This is a genomic window from Poseidonibacter lekithochrous, assembly GCF_013283835.1.
Lineage (GTDB): Bacteria > Campylobacterota > Campylobacteria > Campylobacterales > Arcobacteraceae > Poseidonibacter > Poseidonibacter lekithochrous.
The window spans coordinates 521940-543598 of record NZ_CP054052.1 but is presented as its reverse complement, the minus strand read 5'-3'; the positions used below and the strand labels follow the sequence as shown (position 1 = coordinate 543598).

Sequence of the window (21659 nt, the reverse complement as noted above, 5' to 3'; positions counted from 1 at the left end):
AATGAAATTCTTAAAAATACTTTTACTGATAACTGTTGCATTAACTTCGATACAAGCAAAGGAAAAATTCTTTGTTGTTGAGAGAGAAAATTCATCACTAGCTACAATTTATAATGGTTTAAAAAGAACTAATATAGAAGGCATGAGAAATATGAATCATGGGGTAGTTAAGTTTGAAGGCAAAGATGGTTATGTAATCTCAAGAGATGGTTATGTAATTAAATTTGATCCTGAAGCTGAAAAGATTTTAGGTGAATATAAAACATCTAAATCTGCAATTGGTTTTGTAATTGGTAAAAATTATGTTGCCGTTGCAAATTATGATGATCAAAGTGTTGATATTTTAGATAGAGATTTAAAGCCTATTAAAAAGATTGTTACAGGTTCAAAAAATGTAGGAATTAAAATATATAAAGACTATTTAATCTTTTCACAAATGGATAATGATACAATCTCGGTTTATAAAGACATGAATGAAGGTAAAGGCAAAGCAAAATTTGAAGTATATAAAGAGTTCAAAGATGTTGGACAGCTTCCTTTTGATGCAATGATTAAAGATAATAACTATATTGCTGGATTCTTTACTTCAAGTCATTATGGTGTTGTTGATTTAGATACAATGACGTACAAAAAAATCAAAATTTATTTAAATGATGAAAGAAAAATGGTTCTTAAAGTACCACACTTTGGATTCTGGTCAATAGGTGGAGATAAAGTATTTGTTCCAGCTGTTGGGGATAATAAAGTATTAGTTTATGATAAAGATTTTAAATTTATTAAAAATATTGAAACGCAGGGGCTTCCAGTATTTACAAGTTTAAGTCCAGATAAAAAACATTTAGCGGTTACATATTCAGGGAAAGATTTCCCTACAATTCAAATAATAGATACTAAAACATTAAAAATTATTGAAACATTTAATTTTGATGGAAAAGTATTACATATTAGATGGTCAAATGTTTCACCACAACTATATGTTTCAGTAAATGACACAAATAAAGTAGCAGTAATACACACAAAAGAATGGTTTTTAAATAGAGAAATATTTAATATCAAAAAACCTTCGGGAATATTTTTATATGAGGATGGAAAATAAAATGGGAAAAGTATATTTAACAGGGGCAGGTCCAGGTGATATTGAGTTAATGACTGTAAAAGCGGCTAGAATCGTTCAAGAAGCTGATATCATTATTTATGATAGATTAGCTAATCCTAAGATTTTAGAAACAGCAAAAGAAGGTTGTGAGTTAATTTATGTTGGAAAACAAGATGGTAAACACTCAGTTCCTCAAGATGAAATTAATGAAATCATTTATCAAGCAGCATTAAAACATGAAAAAATTGTAAGACTAAAAGGTGGAGATCCATTCGTATTTGGTAGAGGTGGAGAAGAAGCTATTTATTTATTTGATAGAGATATTAAATTTGAGATAATTCCAGGTATTACTTCATCTATTTCTGTTCCTGCTTATGCTGGAATTCCAGTTACTCATAGAGGTGTTACTACATCATTTAGAGTTGTAACAGGTCATGAATCACCAGATAAAAGAATTTCACAAATTGAATGGGAAAGTTTCTTAAATGATGAGACTTTAGTATTCTTAATGGGATTCCATAATATTAAATTAATTACTAGAAAACTAATGAAATATGGGAAATCGAAAGATTATCCATGTGCTGTAATTTCTAAGGGTTCAACTCCTGATCAAGAAGTAGTAGTATCAACATTAGAAAATATTGTAGAAGATTCAAAAGATATGCCAACACCAGCAATTATCGTTGTAGGGGAAGTTGTTAAATTAAGAGAAAAGATTAAGTGGACTTACTAGTCCACTTAAGCTCTTAAGAGAAGAGAAGTTCTAATCTCTTCTTATCTACTGTTTTAGCTTTACTATCAATTAAACCTTCATTTTTAAATACTCTTAGCATTCTAGATAAAGTTTCAGGTGATATATTTAATATTTCTGCAACTATAATATTCTTCGTATTAAAGAAGTCCTCTGTGTATTCACATAGGTATTTTGCTATTCTTTCTTTTGAATCTAATACTACATGCATAAATACTATTTTTTCTAAATTTCTAATTTTCTTAATAAGTGATGCTTGAATTACAAATGATAATTCAGGGTCTGAATAAATCACTTCTTTTAGTTTCTTAAAATCTATTTTTAAAACTTCTGAATCAGTAAAAGCTTGTGCAGTTGCTGGATAAGGAATATTATCAAAGTTTGCAACCTCAGCAATAAGTTCATTTCCATGAAAGTATTTCATTACAATTTCTTTATCATTTGAAGCTGTTTTATATAATTTAACAATACCTTTTGAAAGTAAGTAAAGGTATTCAGATTCATCACCTTCATAAAATAAAATATTGTCCTTTAGTAACTTAACTGGTACTGTAAATTCTGATATTCTATCTAATGTATCATCACATAAATTTTTGAATAAAAATATATCTTTTAACTTAGTTTGCATTTAATTTCCTATATAAAGATGTTATTTGTTTGTGTAAATATTTATCTATTTTTAATTACTTATTTTATTTCAAAATATTCTTTTACCCACGACATTTCATCTGAATTTTTTAATAGAATTTTCATAACTTCTTTTTTGTCTTTATTTAAAATAATTAAATTGTTCCCTTTAAGTCTTAAAAACTCTTGTCCCCACTGTTTCTCTAGTTGCTCTAACCTAAGAAAAATTTGTTTTGCTGGCGGTTTTTCTTTTATTCCTGTAATCTTACTCTTAATAGTTAAACCACCTGCTCTTTTCTCAACTATATAGGGCATTTGCTCTTGTAGGATAGAATATATTCTATCATTTTTAGGTGATGGCATACTCTCTTTTAAAGTAGTAATTCCTAAAAACATAAATATAATAAAAAATGCCGCTATTAATAACTGTTTTGACTTCACTTTTTTTCCTTCTTGTTTACACTTATTCTTTGTTTATTATCAAGAATATCATAGCTTTATTTCTTTTTGGCATTATTCCTCTATACTCTTTTTCTTATAAAAGAGTGGAAATATTACAGACAAAGCCTAAAATTTTCTAATAATAGTCATTATAGTACAAACCCTTCTTTAAATTCTTAATTTAAATCAAGGTATAAAAGAAGATTAGTTGATATACTTTCTCAAAATTGAATTTGGAGAAAACTATGAAAGATGAAATACTATATAGAGTTCAAAAAAACTTTCCCTTAACTAAAAAACCTTTTGAGCATATAGCAAATGAATTGAATATTACTGAAGATGAAGTAATAAGAATATTACAAGAGGAAAAAGAAAACAATATAATTAGACAAACATCAGCAATTTTTGATACTAAAAAACTTGGTTATAAATCTTCTTTAATTGCCTTTGAGATAAAAGAAGAAGATATTGATGATGCTGTACTTATTTTAAATTCACATCCTGGTATTTCACATAACTATGAGAGAAACCACTCTTATAATATTTGGTTCACTCTAGCAATTGCTCCAAATTCTAAATCAAATCTTGAAGAGACAGTTGAGCTGTTATCTAAATTAACAAAAGCACAAGATTATATAATCTTACCTACATTAAAACTTTTTAAAATTTCTGTAAAACTTGATACAACAAATAAACAAGATAAAAAAGAAAAAGTTGCAAAAAAAGAGTTTAAAAAACTTGACTTAAATGAACATCATTACAATATTATTAAAGAAGCTCAAAATAATATTGATATTGTTTCTGAACCATTCAAAGGTATTATTGATAAATTAGATATTACTTATGATGAGTTCTTTGAAACACTAAAAGACTTCCAAGAAGCTGGTGTTATGAGAAGATTTGCTTGTATTCTAAATCACAGAAAAGCTGGATTCAATGCAAATGCAATGGTAGTTTGGGATATTGAAGAAGGTGAAAAAGGCGAAGAAATTGGAAAAATTGCTGCTTCTTTCTCTGCTGTTTCTCATTGTTATTTAAGACCTAAATACCCTACTTGGAACTATAATTTATTTACTATGATTCATGGAAAAACAAAAGAAGATACTCAAGCTGTGATAGATAGTATTGCTAATGAAATAGATTATAAATCAAATATGCCGCTTTATTCATCAAGAGAATTTAAAAAAGTAAGAATTAAATATTTTTGTGATGAGTTTAAAACGTGGGAAGATAAATATATAAATTAAGGAATGAAGTAAAATGGAACTATTTATAAAACTAGAAGCAGGCTATTTAGCAATAGCTATATTTATACTAATAATCGCACTTTTTGTAACTACAAGATCATATATGCCAAAAGGTGCTTATAAAAAAGGTGTAGCATTAGTATTTGGAGTTATGACAACATTTATCTCTTTACATTATTATGTAACTACAGATAGAATGTTTGGTGTTGAAGATGCATATAACAATGGTGAAAAAGTAATTTGTGAAAGTAGAGCTACAAGAAAAGTAGCACAAAGTGTAACTATTGAGAAATCAAATGAGTGGACTTTAGAGAATCATATGTTTTCTTCGCCAAACTATTCAAGAAGTTTCTTTACGGCTAGATGTATTGAACATGTACCAGTAGTTTTACCACCAAGTAAATAAATAAAACTGGAGTTTATTAAATAAAAATAAACTCCAACCTACTCTAATCTAACATATCAAAGGCATCTTTAATATTATTCGATTTTTTTGCTGCTATTAAAAACATTGCTGCATTTAATTTAGCTAATTTTTCTAAATCATCACTTGGATTATTTGTCATATTTAAAGACTCTTCTTTAGGAATAACTCGTGTTGATTTTTTATAGTTTATTCCAAAAAATTCTGGATCAATTATATGTTCACTTATTACACCATCTTGATTTAACCAATATTTACATTTAGAGAAAATTTCAGGTGTTCCTTCATTTCCTTTTACAATTACTAGATGCTCATAGTTTTTTCCAAACAGTTCATTATATTTCACTACATAAGGTTTATGGAAGGCTGCATTAACTGCGTATTGTGAGTTTCCAGGATTTAATAGTTTTTCAACAGTATTAAATGCTGTTCTTAATCCTAGAATATTTCTAATTTTTGTTAAGTCACTTAATTCTTTAAAGTATTCACTTCTATCAAAATAATGAATATTATCATCAAATTTAACATTTTGGTATAACTCTTTAATTGTTAAACCTTTTTTAGCTGGTTGAAGCTCATCACCTGATACAACTAAATTCAAATCAAACTTTTTTAAATACTTTGCTACTAAAGGTAAAATATATGGATTATCAGCTTTACCATCAAAAGGATAACCTAATTCAATAGAGTTCTCTACAGTTGTTCTTGTAATATATTTATCACACACATCAAATGTTGTTTTTAATTCCTCTATTGATTCAAGTCTAACTCTCCATCCTAATAAAAAAGCTGCAATTTGTTCACTATGTACACTTTGATTAATTATACATTCCATTGCATCGCTCATCTCTTCTTTTGTTAGTTCACGATTTGATTTAGGTCCCGTTCCAACAGCTCTGATATACTCATGAAAACTCATTATCTATCCTTAAATTTTAATTATTATAAAATAGTATCTTAATTAATTTTTTACAGGCATGACATGTATCAATGTATTAAAGTTTATCTTCTTATTTTGATTTATTTGTTGATTACTTGTTAATTATTGTGTGTGAGTAAAACTATAAAAGTTTTGAGAATAAGGAGACTTAACTCTCCTTATTTAATAAAATATTCGATTTTAACCGTTCATTTCCATCTTGATGATTACTTCACCTTCAACGTAATGACTTGTAAATTTATGTTTATGACAGAAGTCTTCATTCATTTCAGTACACATCATATTTGCTTTTTCTAAAGCTTCATCAATTGTTTCAAATTGCATTTCTTGTTCATAATCTGAATTTCTAAAACATCCACATGCTCTTTCAACTCTTACTGTTGCCATTTTATCTCCTAATAAAAATTTTCGCAATTGTATCATAAAGAAATTATATTTATCTTTTAGTAAAATATAATAAAAATTAATATAAAGTAATATATATTAAAAAAAGAGTCCCACAATGAAAAATAAATTTCTAACTGTTTCTATTCCTGTTATTTTACTGGTAATTGCTTCCTTTTATTTAGCATTCCAGTTTATAAATCCAAGTCCTAAAAGAGTTATTACAATAGCAACAGGGTCTATTCATGGGCAATACTACCAAACAGCTATTAAATATAAAGAGTTATTACATAAGGTTGATGTTGAAGTAAATATTGTTACAAGTTCAGGTTCATTAGAGAACATAAAATTTCTAAATGAAAAGAAAGTTGATATCGCTTTTATTCAAAACGGTACAATAAAAGCAAATACTACAAAAAGTATAGAAGCGCTAGCTTCTGTTTATTATGAACCTTTATGGCTTTTTTATAAAAAAGATTTAAATGATATTCAATATATACAAGATTTAAAATCAAAGAAAATTTCTTTAGGCTTAGAACATAGTGGAACAAAAGACTTAAGTTCAGAAGTTTTAGCAATTAATGGAATAAATAAAGATAATGCACAACTTGAATATTTTAATGCAAAAGAATCAAAAGACAAACTTTTAAATGATGAATTAGATGCACTTTTTCTAGTCACTTCTGCTAATTCTAAAATCATAAAAGAGTTATTAGAAAACAAAGATATTGCTGTGTTTTCTTTCAAAAGAGCAATAGCTTATAGTAAAAAGTTTCATTATCTAGAGCCAATCAACTTATATGAAGGTACTGTTGATATTTATAATAATATGCCATCACGTGATATTAAACTTCTTTCAACAACTGCAACACTAGTAGTAAATAAAGATTTTTCAGATGAATTAATTAGAATATTCTTGAAAAAAGTAAAAGAAGTTCATAAAAGAAAATCTCTATTTGAAGCTGAAAATCAATTTCCTAATATTAATAATATAGAAATAGATATGAATGAAGAAGCTTTTAGATATTTCACTTATGGTGATACATTTTTAGAAAAGATTTTTCCTTATTGGATAGCTTCAAATCTTGATAGATTAAAAATACTTTTAATTCCACTTTTAACACTTATGATTCCCTTATTTAAGGGAGTATTTCCTCTTTATAGATGGAGTATTAGATCAAAAATCTATAGATGGTATGATGAAGTGCAAGACTTAGATTTATCATTAGAAGGGCTATCAAAAGAGGAACTTGTAGAAAAACTAAAAGAACTTGAAAAACTAAAACAAGAAATAAAAGAAGAGACAAAAGTACCATTATCTTATATGGGTGAATACTACGATCTTATTATGCATTTAGAGCTAATTATTTCTAAGGTAAATATCAAAATATCTAGTAATTAACTTTTAGTTACTTTAGATATAATGTCAAAAAAATATAAGGAATATGACTTTGAGAATTTTATCAGGTATTCAACCTTCTGGAACATTACACATAGGAAATTACTTCGGTGCAATTAAAAGAATTATTGAATCACAAAACCAGGGAGAACTATTTGCTTTTATTGCATCTTATCATGCATTAACATCAGTAAAAGACAAAGAAGTTCTAGAGCAAAATACCTTTGAAGCAACAGTAAACTTTTTAGCATTAGGAATGGATCCAGAGAAAGCAACTTTCTGGGTACAACATCATGTAAAAGAGGTTTTAGAGCTATATTGGTTACTTTCAAACCATACATCTATGGGATTATTAGAAAGAGCTCACTCTTACAAAGATAAAACTGCAAGAGGAATTCAAGCAAACCATGGTTTATTCTCATATCCTGTATTAATGGCTGCAGATATTTTACTTTTTGACTCAGAAATAGTTCCAGTAGGAAAAGATCAAATACAACATGTTGAAATAGCAAGAGATATTGCAACTTCAATTAACCATACTTATAAACAAGATTTATTTGTATTACCTCAATCAAAAGTTGATGAAGTATTAGCAACAGTTCCAGGAACAGATGGAGCTAAAATGTCTAAATCATACGGAAATACGATTGATATGTTTAATACAAAAAAGAAAATCAAAAAACAAGTAATGGGAATCGTAACAGATTCAAGAGAACTTGATGAAGTAAAAGAATGGGAAAATTGTAATATTTATAAACTTTCTGAATTATTTATGAATGATGAAGAATTAAAAGAATTACAAACTAGATATGCAACACCAGGGGAAGGTTATGGACATTTTAAATTAACTTTATTAGATAAAATGACTGAGTACTTTGCACCATATCAAGAAAGAAGAGAACATCTTTTAGCTAACCCAAAAGAGGTACATGAGATATTAGCTTACGGGGCTGAAAAAGCATCTAAAATAGCTAGCGAAAAAATGAGAGTATTAAGAGACGTAGTAGGACTAATCTAATTAATATGTGGTAAAAGCCACATATTAATATCTAATTACTAGACCACATGATCTTTCATTCTAATTCCTAGTGTTACCCTATCTTTTATATCAAACTTTGCAAATACAGCACTTATATGAGCTTTAACCGTACGTTCAGTAATATCTAACTCATTAGCTATTTGTTTATTTGTAAGTCCTCTTGAAACTAACTTTGATACATCAAATTCCCTAGTACTTAATTCATTAATTTTTGTATCTTGTTTTGAAGTTGTAGATAAAGTTGAATGTTCGATAATAAAACTCATAAGTTCAGGATAAATCCACACCTTATCACTTTTAATAACTTTAATGGCTTCTTTTAAATTTAAAGGTGTCATATATGTATTTCCATAACCTTTTGCACCTTCTTTTAAAAGTCTGAAACCTTTCACATTATCAAGTTGTGAACTAAGACACATAACCTTTGCTTTTAAAATTCTAATTAAAAAACTAGATAGATTATCATAATCAAGTAAGACTATATCTTTCTCTTTATAATCAAAAGAATCAATTTCTTCTTCAAAATATAAATTCTTTATTTCTACATCTCTTGCTAAAGCCTTATTCCATTGATTATGTAATAATCTATTTGGAGAAATCATTATAATTCTCATCTTAGTTCTCCGTAAAAGCATATTGCTTAGTTTTAATAATAGGTTTTAAAAGGTATGTTAAAATATTCTTTTGTCCTGTCAATATATCAGCGCTACCTCGCATACCCGGCATTATCATTAAAGGTTTTGATTCAATACCTAGATAATCTTTATTTGTTCTAATGTAAATTAAGTAATAGGTATTATTCTCTTTGTCTGTACTTGAATCTGGAGATATTTTTTCTATTTTTCCATCTAATGATCCATAAATACTAAAATCATATGCCGTAAATTTTAAAGTAACATCTTGTTCAAAATGTAAGAATGCAATATCTTCTGGTTTAATTTTCGCTTCAATTAAAAGTTTTTTATCTTTTGGAACAATCTCTACTAAGTCCATTCCAGGCTGAACGCTACCACCAATAGTATTAACATGCATTTTCTTTATAAAGCCAGTTACAGGAGAAAGAACTACCGTTCTATTAACTTGATCAGCTAAACCTTGATTTTGTTTAGTGAATTGATTAATTTTTGCAACAACTTCATTATATTTAGCATGAGCAGTATTTTGAAATTGTTGTTGTGCTTCTTTATATCTATTTTTAAACTCTTTAACCGATGATGCTGTTCTAAGTAAAGATAGTTTAGTAGATTCTAATTCATCTTTAATAGAGTTTGCTTCTCTTAAAAGCTTTAAATATTCTACTTTAGAGACTATTCCTCTTTTAACTAAAGGATCCATCACTTTTTGTTCTTCTCTAATTAGTTTAAAATTTTGATCTAAATGTCGTATTCTAGATTTAATCTCATTTTTTTCTTTCTCTTTTTGAGAAATTTGTTCATCAAAAACTTGTAATTTAGATTTTAATTGTGCCAAATCACTTTTATATAAATCATACTCTTTTTGATAAATATCATTTCTCTCATCAAAAATAAAATCTTTACTATTCGCTTCAGCAATAAGTCGATTTCTTTGTGCTTTTAATTCATTGATCTCTAATATATTTTTTTCATAAGATGAAGAGTATTGTTTATTTTTTAGCTTTAATAAGACATCACCTTTTTTCACTAAATCACCCTCTTCTACTAGAATTTCAATAACAATTCCACCTTCAAAGTTTTGTACAATTTGGTTTTGACCATAAGGGATCACCTTACTTTCACCTCTTACGAGCTGGTCAACTTTTGCAAAATATGCCCATATAAAAAAGAATATAACAAGACTTAAAATTATATATAATATTACTTTTGTACTATTAGGTGCTTTTTCAACTAAAGCTTGTGATACTGAATTCATAAATTCAAAATCTGATGTTTTATCTTGTTCTTTCATCATTTCACCTTACCAGCTAATGCACTAAGTACATAGTTTTTTTCACCATCTAATACAACTCTTCCATTATCAATAACTATAACTCTATCAACTAAATCAAGCATTGAACTTTTATGAGTAGTTAATAAAACTGTTTTATCCTTTATTTCATCTTTTAATGCATTAATTAAATTCTTCTCAGTTGCGATATCCATACTATCTGTAGGTTCATCAAGTAATAAAGTTGAATAGTTTCCAACTAAAGCTCTTGCTAAAGAAATAGCTTTTTTCTGCCCACCAGATAAAGTATCACCTCTTTCACCAACCTGTAGATCAAAGCCTTGAGGATGAGAATTAACAAAATCTAAAAGCTGAGCAGTTTTTGTTGCATTAATTAAAATATCATCATTTTCATATGGATATTTATATAAAATATTCTCTTTTAGTGTTCCATTAAACAATAAAGTATCTTGAGAAACATAAGCTATATTTTTTCTAACATCAGATGGTTCTATTTGTTTAATTTCAATACCATCTAAAATTATTTCACCTTCATTTGAATCATAAAGTTTCATAAGCATTTTCATAATTGTAGATTTTCCAGAACCAATTTTTCCAATGATTGCAATTTTCTCACCCTGTTTTACAGAAAAAGAGACATTATCTAAAACTTTTTTATTTTCATTATAGAAAAAAGATACATCTTTAAATTCAAAACTACCTTCAATATATTCTTTATGAATTGCAGCTTTATTAGATTCTCTCTCTTCAGGAAGATTCATGATATTTTCTAACATCACATAAGAAGTTTTGGCTTGCTCATAGTTACTAATTAAAGAAGCAAATTGTCCCATAGGTCCAATAGCTCGTCCTCCTAAAATAACAGCAGCAATTAGCCCACCCAAAGTCAGGTCTTTTTCAGCAATTGCATAAACACCATAAATTACAACAAAAACAGTTGTCAATTGAACAAAAAATGCATTTATATTTGTAATTGAAGTTGTTAGCATTTTTGTAAGTAAAGACTTTGTTGAAATATCAGCAGTACTTTCTTCCCATTTCCATCTAAGATGTCCCGATGCCCCTAAACTTTTGATAGTTTCTAAAGCATTTAAACTCTCTATTAAAATACCATTCTTGTATGATACTGCTTCATTTGAGGCTTCAATACTTTTATGTAAAGGTCTTCTAATAAAAAATGAATACATCATAATTAAAGCAATGAAAATTAAAGGAACAATAACAATACTTCCTGAGATATAATAAATTGCAACTAAAAACAAAATTGAAAAAGGTAAATCAACCAATACAGCAATAGTACTACTTGAAAAAAAACTTTTTATTAATTCAAAATCTTTTATATTATTTGCAAAAGAACCAATTGATTTTGGTTTATGTTCTAACTTAATATTTAGAATCTTATCAAATAATTTTGAGGAAACTATAATATCAACTTTCTTTGAACTAATATCAATGTAATAAGCTCTTATAAACTTTGTAATCAAGTCAAATATATAAATAACACAGATCCCAATTGCCATAGCCCACAAAGTTTCTAAAGCAAAATTTGGAACAACTCTGTCATATACATTCATTACAAAAAATGGAGTTAATAACACAAAAATATTAATTAAAACTGATGCGATAACAACATCTTTATAAATAGAAAAGTTCTTTTTAACTGTACCCCAAAACCAATGTTCATTATTTTTTTTTAGCAAATTTGGTTTTAATTCACTTTCAAAATATTCTTTTTTTAAAAGAAACATTTCCCCACTATATAAATCTTCAATTTGAGAGAGTTCAATCTCTTCTTTTATTTCTTCAAACTCATTCACATGAATAACAGCAATATCTTTTTCTCTATCTATTTTTTCTAAAATACAAGAAGTACTATCTTTTAAAATTATAATTGCAGGTAGAACTAAAGATGAAATATCTTTAAAATCTTTTTTCACATATTTAGATTTAAATCCTGCTTTTCTTGCCAAAGATACAAATAATGGTTTTCCATTATAAATACTTAACATATCAGGTATTTTTTCATTTTGTTTTAAAGGAAAACCTTCAATAATTGTATTAGCACTTATTGATTTATGGTAATGTTTTAAGAAATAGATTAAGTTATCAAATAATGAAGATGATAACTTCTCATGATTTAAATTTTTAAACATTAATATTCTCTAGATTATCAATATATTTACCTTGTAAATATTTAATTCCAATCTTTTTTAGTTGATTAAATTCATCTTCAGACTCAACATGTTTAACAATTAAGTATGAGCCAATTGTTGATGTAATATTCAGTAATATACTATCTGTAATAGTACTTACATTACCTACTAAATATGATTTTGAAATTTTAATATATTCAGGGTTCAACACTTTTAAATAATCTAAATTATCACTATCAAATGTAAAACTTTCAATTGCAAATTTATGTTTTGTCTTATTAATTTCTTTTGTAAAATGTTCGTAATCGATTATATTATTTAAAATATCTGCATTATCACATTCAAAATAAAAAGTAGTATTTGAATCAATAAATTTGCTATTTAATTCATTTATTAACCAATCAACACTTAGTTTATTAGAAATAAAATCAGAAGTAAGATTAATAACTGAATTAGTAACTACCTTTGTATCAAGTTTTGTTTGAAATATTTTTTCAATAGTTTGTTTTTCTAATTGAGCTAACCATCCCATTGATGAAACTATAGACCAAAAATCACCTGGTGAATATACTAAACCATTTTTATCTTTTAATCTTGTGTAATACTCTTTCATATGAATATCGTATGTTTCGATGTCAATAATATTTTGTGCATGGAATAATAAACCATCATTTTCAAATGCCCATTGAAGTAATTCAATCCATTCTTGTTTAGTAAATTTAATATCATCTTCTAAATAATTTAATCTAAGAGTATCTTTTTTCATAGCAATTGATAAAGATTGATCCGTTTTAGATAATATATCTTCTACATTAGTATTTTGTACATAGTTCGAAATACCCATTGCAAACTTCAAGTCAAATAATTCATTTAATTTTTTGCTTTTAATATATTCTTGAATATTTTCATAAATACTATTAAGTTGATTTTCTACATCTTCATAATGAGTATTTGGAAGTAAAATAGATAGTACTCCATCATTTAATTTTGAGAAAACCATATCTTTTTTTGTTTCAAAACTATTATTAATTTCATCAATAATAAGTTTTTTTAAAGAAAAATAACTTTTAAATCCTACTTTTTTCTTAAATGAAATTTCATCTTTTATATCAATAAATACTAATAAACCATGTGAGTTTTTTAAATATGAACTAAGCTTCAAATTTAAATAATTTTTATTCCCAAGCCCTGTATCATTATCTTTATAAAGAAGTTCATTATATTTATTTAATGTTTCAACTTCTTTATTAAAAATTGTTTCCATTTTAGAAATTGTTTTATTCATAGCAAGGGCAACGTTTTTAAATTCTAAAGTATTAGGAAGTTCATTTTCTATAATAAATTCATTATTATCAATTGCTTTTGCTTGTATACTTAACTTTTCAAGTGGTCGTAATAATTTATTAATAAATATATAAAATAATATTAATAGTAAAAAAGTTGAAAGTAAAAAGATTTTAGATATAGCTTTAAAAGTTTCCCACATTTGATTATTTGCATAATCCTGATGAATTTTAACTTCTAACGAGCCAGCATTTAACCATCCATTCATAATATTTGCACTAGAACTAGGAGCATTAATTGCAAAAATACTTGTAAACCATGATGGTGTACTATCTATTTCTCTAGGACTTGATAATTTAATCACTTCTTTTTCATCTGTATTATAAATAGCAATATATTCATAAAAACCATTATCTATGATAGAACTTATCATTCCTTCCATAGTAGAAGTATCCTCAAAATCTACATCTTTACTAATAGATAAACCTAAAAAAGATGCACTATTTTTGGCATTTGAGCTTAGTTGATTTTCAATTAAATCTTTGTTATATCCTAAGATAAACCAAAGAAGAACTGTAAGCATAAATACTAAAAATATAGTAATTAAAATTGTCAACTGTTTATATAAACTCATATTTTTCCTTCTTTAATATTTTTTAATAATCTTCTAAATTTCAAACTTTGTTTTGTTTTAAACTTACTATTTTGTTTTTTATTCAAACCTGCATTTTTTGCAGAGAAACTATAAATTGGTACAATATCTGACCTCTTAGAAGCTGGTAATGCTTTATAATTTATAGAATCCAAAATAATAGGTATTGATTTCTTTGTTTTATAATACGTTAATACCATATAAGAAACTTTTTTCTTTTTTGATTTAACATAAGTAAAAAATAGTTTACTACTGTCCATTTTTAATTCATCAACTAAAGTAAAATATTTAGCAAAAACAAAATCTTCACTATCACCTCTGTCTTTGGCTAAAAATTCATAAGGCGTTGCCCAATAATCTTTTTTGTTCCAAACTTTCATATCTGAGCTATATTTTACTTTATTAAAAAAATCATTTACAATTTTAATTTTTTCAAAATCACTTTTATTTTTGGCTGTATTTATTTTTTTCTTTAACAATATAAATCTGTTAGTAGTATATTTCCCATACTTTTTATTTATTTTTTTTAGAATATTATTGGGATACAGCTCTTTTGAGAAAAGAACTGTAAATAAAACTAAAAATATAGAAATAAAAACAAGATATTTCTTCATCTAACCTTCTTTATTCTTTAACACCCCATAAGTTTTGAACTTCTGTGGTATCTAATTGATTATTATTTTCTTTAATTTCTGCATCAAATTTGATTTCATCAACTTGAACACAAGTTATACCTTGACATCCATAAATATTCGTTTCTTCTGTCGCTGAATTATCACACTGATCTTCACAATCTAATATTTTATCATTATCTTCATCAACATAAGCTAGTAATTTATCTTCTTTATAGTCTTCTTTAAATTCTTTTCCAAAAGATTTATATAATTCACCCATTGCATCTAAAACTCTATATTTTGAGAAAAGTAAATCATAAGAATTATGAATAACTTTAATTTTAATATTATTTACTTCATCTTGTACATCTAGTAAATCAATAAGTGTTCTTCTACCTAATTGAAATTCTTCATCATAAGCAATCTTTGTATTTGCAGTTAAATCTCTATATTCAACTTGATATTTATATTGTTCATTAATCATTTTATATGCACTCCAAGATAATCCTAGTGCTTCAATAACATCTCTTTTCAATTTATTTTTGTGAGCATATTCATAATTCAATAAACTTACATATTTTTGTTTTTCAGCCTTATCTGCACCACCACTATATAAATTATAATTTAATACTAACATTGCACTAGTATCATCTTGTGTACCTGCTGTTGTACCTGTTAAATTATTGTATCTTGATCTTTCAAGCTCAATATCTAATGTTGGGTAGTTTCTTCTTTTTGTATATTGTAATGATTCTTGGATTGCTTTAATATCATAGTTAGCAACTAATATTGAAGGGTTATTATGAATAGCAATATCTGTTGCGTGTTCTAAGGTTTTAGGAAGAGAACTTTTAAATTCTGGCATAACTAAAGTAGTTTCATCAACATATCTACCTAATGATTTATGGAAATTAAACTTTGCATCAAATAAATTATTTGTCTCTGAAACATAATTAGATTTTGAAAGAGCAAGTCTACCTTTAACTCTTTCTACCTCACTTAATGTACTAAAGCCTTTTTCATATCTATCTTGAATTTTAAGAAGAGTTTCTTCATGAACTTTAACATTATCTTTAGCAATTTTTAGTACTTCATTGTATCTTACTACTTTAATATATGCCTCAATAGCTCTGTACATTTTATCTTGTGCAACTTCAATATATTTATTAAATGCTGCTTTAGCTCTTGCTTCATCTCTATTAACAGCTGCTTGTGTACCAAAACCATTAAATAAGTTTTGAACAAGTCTTAATGTAAGTTCTGAAGTATCAAAACCATCTTTAGGGATACCATCTTTTTCAATCTCTTTTCTACCAATTTTTCCTACAAAATCAAGAGTAGGTAAATATCCAGCATCAGAAATATTAATATCTTCCATAATTGCATTATATTGGAATAATTTTTCTTTTATTTCAGGATCTGTAAAAATAAGTTCATTTATCATATCTTCTAAAGTATAAAAAGAAATTTCAGCTTTTTTCTCTATTGTAACTTCTTCTTTTGAAGCTTCAATTGCTTGCTCTTCTTCAACTACTTCTTTGTTCACAGTCTCAACTTCATCTACAGCAATTACATCTTTTATTTTTTCACTTGAAACATCAGCTATCTCATTTTCATCAAATTTCTGAGCATTATTATTGATATATGCTGATGGAAATTCATTTTTTAATTTAGCTAATACTTCTTGAGCTTCACGAACATACTTAAAAGGTTCAGCTGCAATAATAAAATGCTTTCCTGATTCCCTCATTACAATATCAAATGGATATTTTTCTTTTTCAAATTTAACTTTTGATTCAATACCTTCTAATAATTTATTATATTTATCTTGTGCTACTGTCTCACTTGTAAAACTTGACAAAACTACTTTTTTATAATTCTCAGCAATTGCAACTTGCCCCAACAATAAAAAACTAAGAAATACTCTTTTTGATAAAAAATTCTGCTTCACTCATTATCCCTTATAAATAACTTTTATTCTATATTTTATATGGTGAAATTCTAACGAACAAAAGTGAGGGAATAATGAGTTTTAAGTATACATTTCTAGTAATAAATAACTATTACAAGAAATAATATTTGAAGCTAATTTTTTTTATATAAATAAAAAAAATTAAAGGATATTTTATATTATTTATTTTTTAAATTGTTAACTTATAACCTAGACCATAAATATTAGAGATCAAACCCTCTGGAAGCTTCTTTCGAAGGTTTTTTATTGTTGTTTTTAAAGCATCAATTTTTTCAAATTCATATTCATTCCAAACCTTTAGAATGATACTATCGTAAGTCAATACCTTATTAGTATTTTCAAAAAATAATTCTAGTATTTTCTTTTCTTGAGGAGTAATTTCTATAATTTTATTATTAAAACATAATTCTTTATAGTCATAATTCCAACTAAAATCATTAGAAAAAGTGATAATCTTTTTTGATTTTACTTCAAACTTGTCTATTTCCATATTTACTAAATGTAAAGCTTCTTTTAAATGAATTCTATCTACTGGTTTTATTAAATATTTTGTTAACTTTAATTCTGCAGCTTTTAATAAATAATTCATATCTGAATGAGCTGTTAAAACAATTGCTCTTGTTGTATGATCTGATTCTCTAATCTTGCTTAATAATTCTAAACCGTTCATCTTAGGAAGATTTATATCAACTATTAAAATCTCAGGTTTTTTAGTTTTATATATTTCATAAGCCTGTTCTCCATCTGAAGCTTCATAAACAGTCTCATAATATCTTTTTAAGTAACGTACATAATTTTTTCTTATTAATTCTTCATCTTCTACAAATAAAATACTATAAGGATTTATTATTTCATCCATTACTTTCCTTCTTTAATGTTATAACAAAATTTGCACCAACTGTATCATTTTGTACATAAATACTACCACCCATACCTTCTTCAATAATCTTTTTAGAAAGATAAAGTCCTAATCCAGTGCCTTTTGAAGGATGTTTTGTTGTAAAATAAGGTTCAAATATTTTATCAAGAACTTCACTATCAATACCTCCTCCATTATCTTTTATAAAAACCTGATAACTCTTATCATTTTCTACTATACGAATAGTTACTTCAGGGTCTTTTATATTTCTCATTAATAAGACATCTTTTGCATTATTCAACATAACTAAAAGTACTTGTTGTAATTCATTTGGATAGCCATTATAAAATATAATATCACTATTCTTATAAAAATCTATTTCTATTTTATTAAATAAAAATGATGCTTTTATTATATTAATAGACCTTTCAACAACCATACAAATATCGAAGTTAACTCTTCTTTTATCTGGAGAAGTAAACTCTCTAAAGTCATTTATTGTATCGGACATATATTGTGTCATAGATTCTATTTCATTTAATTTTTCAAGTAGTACTTTATCTTTTATTTTCTTTTCATATAAAATATCATCAATAATTAAAATAGAAGAATTAATTTGAGATAAAGGCTGTCTCCACTGATGTGCAATATTTTCAATCATTTGTCCCATCGAAACCATTTTATTTTGATGGAATAGAAGTTTATCCTTATCTCTTGATCTATTTACCTCTTCTTTTACAGATTCGTGTAGTTGTTTATTTGATCTTTTTATTTCATAATGTCTATAGATAAAAAATAGAATAATTAAACAAGCAACAATCATAACCTTCCAAAATAGTTCATAATCAAAGCTTCTTCCATAATTTATAGAAAACCACTTATTCATAATTCTTTGTTTATCTTCTTCACTAATTGAAAAAACTAACTTTTTCATTATAGAAAATAATACTTCATCATTTTTATTAACAGCAAAACCAAGTTTTAGTTTTTCATTAAAAGTACCACTGATTTTTAATTGATTATGCTCACCTTTTTGAAAGTGATAACCAATTGAAACTAAACTACCTGCTAAAGCATATACTTTATTTTCTTTTACTTTTTCTAATCCTTCTTCATTATTCTCTACTTCTAATAATTTCAAATGAGGATAATTATTTCTAATTAAATCAACAAGTGAACTATCTCTTTGAACTGCAATAGTTTTATTCTTTAAAGATTTAATATCATAAATTGAAGCTTCAGTAAGTTGTGTAACTAAAACTAAGGTAACATCCAAATAAGATTTAGTAAAGTTTAAATAATTATTTCTATTTTCAGTTTTTGCAATTAAGGATAAGAAATCACACTTCCCATTTTTTGCATAAGATAAAGCTTCTCTAAAAGTACTGCTAGGTAAGATTTTTATAGGGATATTAATATTTGATTGAATAATTTTTATAAACTCACTATTCATCCCAATTTGAACATTTTTTTCAAGTTTATCAAAAGGCATCCAATTTGGATCAACACATAAACTTAAACTCTTTTTCTTTTTGAAGTACTCTGATTCTTCTTTTGTATAATTGATTTTATTAAAACGTTTTATATTCTCAGATGAGAACCATTTTATAAGTAGATTTCTTTTTTCTTCAAAAGTAATAGCCTCAAAACTCTTATTTATTATAGAATGCAAAAGTTGATCACTTTTTCTTATACCAATTCTAAGATCTTCTCTTTTTACAAGACTTGAAGGAATTTCATCCAATATTTTTAAATTTTTATAGCCTATGAGTTTAATATGCTTTTGACCACTTACTAAATTATTAAATATAGCATCAACTTTTCCCAAGGATAATGCTTTCATTTTTTCTTTTGTATTTCCAAATCTAATTAATTCAAAAATACCTAATTTCTCTAAATCATCATAGTAATAAATGTCTTTACTTATTCCAATCTTTTTTCCAACAAGAGATTCAATACTTTTATAATTATTAAACTCATCTTTTCTTGTGAAAATCACATGAGGTATTTCATAATAGCTTTTTGAAAAATTTGTATATTTACTTCTTTTAGTATTATAAGAAATTGAATCAATTAAATCCAGTTCTCCATTTTTAAATCTTTCTGCATTCTTACTCCATGAATCTACAACATATTCAATTTTTAAATTACTTTTTTTAATTAAAAGATTTATTAAATCAAAAGATAAGCCTTTAATATTATTATCTTCATAAAAAGAGAAAGGATAAGCACTACTTAAAACACCTATTTTAAATACTTTATTATTTATATATTTGTATTCCTCATCAGTAAATAAGATTTTATTTTTGTGAGGTCTAATAGTCGATAAAATAAGCTTATTATTGATTTTATGTAATTCATCTTTTGTTATTGAATTTATAGCTTTATTTAATATAGATTGGAGTATTTCATAATCATTTCTAATTAGTGAATAGATAGTAAAATCATAGTTAAGAATACCAGAAATCTGCACCTTTTTAAAACTATTTTCTTTTATTAAATGATCTAGAACTACTATATTATCAATCAAGGCATCAGCTTTTCTCGAATCTACTAAAGATATAGCTTCTCTAATTCCATTTGTATATATCAACTCTTTATTAGGGAAAAATTCTTGTACATATTCAGAAGCAGTACTTCCTCTAGCTACTACAATTTTTTTATTTTTTAATTCACTTAAACTTTGATACTTTTTTATTTTATTACTTACAATTGCCAAACTAACTTTCATTAATGGATCAGAAAACAAAGCATATTTCTCTCTACTTATTGTCTTTCCTGTCCCATCAATCATATCAATTTCTTTATTTTTCAAAGCATCTAAAACTAGTTGAAAATTAATTCCATCACCAATTTGAACAAACTCAAATTTAAGGCCTGTTCTTTCTTCTATTAATTTATAATATTCTTTAAAAATACCACTATTTTGATTATTGTTTATTTCAAAAAAAGGTTTCCATGAAACATCACTAAATTTAATTTGTGGATGTTTTTTAATAAAAGCTAACTCTTTTTTAGTAAAAGATATACCAGTATCTATTTCGTTGGCATGTAGAAGTATTGTTAAAAAGTATGTGATTAAAAATAAGAATTTAAAAGTTTTCATATATGTATCTTTAAAATAAAAGAAGTATACTCAAAATGAGTATACTATTCTCTTATCTATTTTTGTAAAACCGCAACAACTCTTCTATTTGATGCTTTTCCTACAATTGTATCATTTGTTTCTATTGGCTTTAATTCTCCATATCCAACAGACTCAAGTCTTGATTCTTCAATTCCATTTTCGATAATATATTCTCTTACACTTTTTGCTCTATTATCAGAAAGGATTTGATTATTCTTTTCAGTACCCACACTATCAGTATGACCTTCAATTACAGCTTTGAAATTTTCATGTTTTTTCATAAAATTAATAAATTCATCTAATTTTTCTGTATAGTTTGTCTTAATATTATATTTGTTTGTATCAAACTGAACACTTAAATCTACTAAAATACTACATCCTATACTATCAACTTTATATCCTAGTGGTGTACTTTTACACTCATCGATATTATCTAATACTCCATCTTTATCTGTATCTAGGATTACCACTTTTTTCTCTTCCTTTTGACAACCTTCAGCTTGACAAGGCTTTGTTTCTAAACAATCATCTTTAGAATCAATAATTCCATCTCCATCCACATCTTGATCTACAATAATCCCTCTATCTTTATTTTTATAATCATCTTTAGATACATTTTCACCTGTTATTGCAGAAACCATTCCTGCATTTAAATTTATTACTACACCTGCTGTTAATATTAATAATAGTTTTTTCATTTTCATTTTTTAATTCCCCTTACTTT

General features: G+C 26.0%; 19 protein-coding genes. 6 read left to right on the top strand and 13 right to left on the bottom strand.

Going from position 1 to position 21659, the window contains the following annotated elements:
* The first annotated feature begins 1 nt into the window (after position 1).
* A complete protein-coding gene (locus ALEK_RS02630; protein WP_071626366.1) occupies positions 2–1096 on the top strand; it encodes a cytochrome D1 domain-containing protein in 1095 nt (364 codons plus the stop codon).
* 1 nt (position 1097) lies between these two features.
* Positions 1098–1829 carry a uroporphyrinogen-III C-methyltransferase gene (cobA, locus tag ALEK_RS02625; RefSeq protein ID WP_071626367.1) on the top strand — a complete coding sequence of 244 codons (732 nt, stop codon included), beginning with the start codon at positions 1098–1100 and terminating at the stop codon, positions 1827–1829.
* Positions 1830–1842: 13 nt separating this feature from the next.
* Here cobA and ALEK_RS02620 read toward each other — a convergent pair whose 3' ends face one another.
* Together ALEK_RS02620 and ALEK_RS02615 are read right to left on the bottom strand one after the other, a co-directional pair.
* On the bottom strand, positions 1843–2475 hold the full coding sequence (locus ALEK_RS02620) for a Crp/Fnr family transcriptional regulator (protein ID WP_071626368.1): 633 nt from the start codon (positions 2473–2475) through the stop codon (positions 1843–1845).
* 59 nt (positions 2476–2534) lie between these two features.
* The gene (locus ALEK_RS02615; RefSeq protein ID WP_083574614.1) at positions 2535–2915 is read right to left on the bottom strand and encodes a hypothetical protein; all 381 of its coding nucleotides are present in this window, start codon (positions 2913–2915) and stop codon (positions 2535–2537) included.
* A 245-nt stretch (positions 2916–3160) separates the two neighbouring features.
* Here ALEK_RS02615 and ahbA point away from each other — a divergent pair, with 245 nt between their 5' ends.
* Together ahbA and ALEK_RS02605 are read left to right on the top strand one after the other, a co-directional pair.
* Complete coding sequence (ahbA, locus tag ALEK_RS02610; RefSeq protein WP_071626369.1) at positions 3161–4162, top strand: siroheme decarboxylase subunit alpha; 1002 nt, start codon at positions 3161–3163, stop codon at positions 4160–4162.
* 13 nt (positions 4163–4175) lie between these two features.
* Positions 4176–4568, top strand: coding sequence for a hypothetical protein (locus ALEK_RS02605; protein ID WP_071626370.1), 393 nt, complete (start codon positions 4176–4178; stop codon positions 4566–4568).
* Between the two features lie 43 nt (positions 4569–4611).
* Here the strand turns inward: ALEK_RS02605 and ALEK_RS02600 are convergent, their stop codons facing one another.
* Complete coding sequence (locus ALEK_RS02600) at positions 4612–5505, bottom strand: glycosyl transferase (RefSeq protein WP_071626371.1); 894 nt, start codon at positions 5503–5505, stop codon at positions 4612–4614.
* 201 nt (positions 5506–5706) lie between these two features.
* The gene (locus ALEK_RS02595) at positions 5707–5913 is read right to left on the bottom strand and encodes a hypothetical protein (RefSeq protein ID WP_071626372.1); all 207 of its coding nucleotides are present in this window, start codon (positions 5911–5913) and stop codon (positions 5707–5709) included.
* 115 nt (positions 5914–6028) lie between these two features.
* Between ALEK_RS02595 and ALEK_RS02590 the strand changes: the two genes are divergently transcribed.
* Together ALEK_RS02590 and trpS are read left to right on the top strand one after the other, a co-directional pair.
* Entirely contained in the window at positions 6029–7312 is a 1284-nt protein-coding gene (locus ALEK_RS02590; protein WP_071626373.1) for a TAXI family TRAP transporter solute-binding subunit, read from the top strand.
* Positions 7313–7361: 49 nt separating this feature from the next.
* Positions 7362–8327, top strand: a complete 966-nt coding sequence (gene trpS, locus ALEK_RS02585) for a tryptophan--tRNA ligase (RefSeq protein ID WP_071626374.1) — start codon at positions 7362–7364, stop codon at positions 8325–8327.
* Positions 8328–8365: 38 nt separating this feature from the next.
* Here trpS and ALEK_RS02580 read toward each other — a convergent pair whose 3' ends face one another.
* The 9 genes from ALEK_RS02580 to ALEK_RS02540 all read right to left on the bottom strand — a co-directional run bounded on the left by ALEK_RS02580 (position 8366) and on the right by ALEK_RS02540 (position 21639).
* Positions 8366–8962, bottom strand: a complete 597-nt coding sequence (locus tag ALEK_RS02580; RefSeq protein ID WP_071626375.1) for a response regulator transcription factor — start codon at positions 8960–8962, stop codon at positions 8366–8368.
* 1 nt (position 8963) lies between these two features.
* Positions 8964–10274 carry an HlyD family type I secretion periplasmic adaptor subunit gene (locus ALEK_RS02575; RefSeq protein WP_071626376.1) on the bottom strand — a complete coding sequence of 437 codons (1311 nt, stop codon included), beginning with the start codon at positions 10272–10274 and terminating at the stop codon, positions 8964–8966.
* Complete coding sequence (locus ALEK_RS02570) at positions 10274–12427, bottom strand: type I secretion system permease/ATPase (RefSeq protein ID WP_071626377.1); 2154 nt, start codon at positions 12425–12427, stop codon at positions 10274–10276. Before ALEK_RS02570 ends, ALEK_RS02575 begins: the two co-directional genes overlap by 1 nt.
* Positions 12420–14345, bottom strand: coding sequence for a bifunctional diguanylate cyclase/phosphodiesterase (locus ALEK_RS02565; RefSeq protein WP_071626378.1), 1926 nt, complete (start codon positions 14343–14345; stop codon positions 12420–12422). Before ALEK_RS02565 ends, ALEK_RS02570 begins: the two co-directional genes overlap by 8 nt.
* On the bottom strand, positions 14342–14977 hold the full coding sequence (locus tag ALEK_RS02560; RefSeq protein ID WP_071626379.1) for a transglutaminase-like cysteine peptidase: 636 nt from the start codon (positions 14975–14977) through the stop codon (positions 14342–14344). The genes ALEK_RS02565 and ALEK_RS02560 overlap by 4 nt, the downstream gene beginning before the upstream one ends.
* A gap of 10 nt (positions 14978–14987) precedes the next feature.
* Positions 14988–16928: a TolC family outer membrane protein gene (locus ALEK_RS02555; RefSeq protein WP_071626380.1), complete on the bottom strand. Its 1941-nt coding sequence runs from the start codon at positions 16926–16928 to the stop codon at positions 14988–14990.
* A gap of 190 nt (positions 16929–17118) precedes the next feature.
* Positions 17119–17808 (bottom strand): response regulator transcription factor, encoded by a 690-nt coding sequence (locus ALEK_RS02550; RefSeq protein ID WP_071626381.1) that lies wholly within the window; start codon positions 17806–17808, stop codon positions 17119–17121.
* Entirely contained in the window at positions 17801–20914 is a 3114-nt protein-coding gene (locus tag ALEK_RS02545; protein ID WP_071626382.1) for a transporter substrate-binding domain-containing protein, read from the bottom strand. The genes ALEK_RS02550 and ALEK_RS02545 overlap by 8 nt, the downstream gene beginning before the upstream one ends.
* Positions 20915–20970: 56 nt before the next feature.
* Entirely contained in the window at positions 20971–21639 is a 669-nt protein-coding gene (locus ALEK_RS02540; RefSeq protein WP_071626383.1) for an OmpA family protein, read from the bottom strand.
* Positions 21640–21659 lie beyond the last annotated feature (20 nt).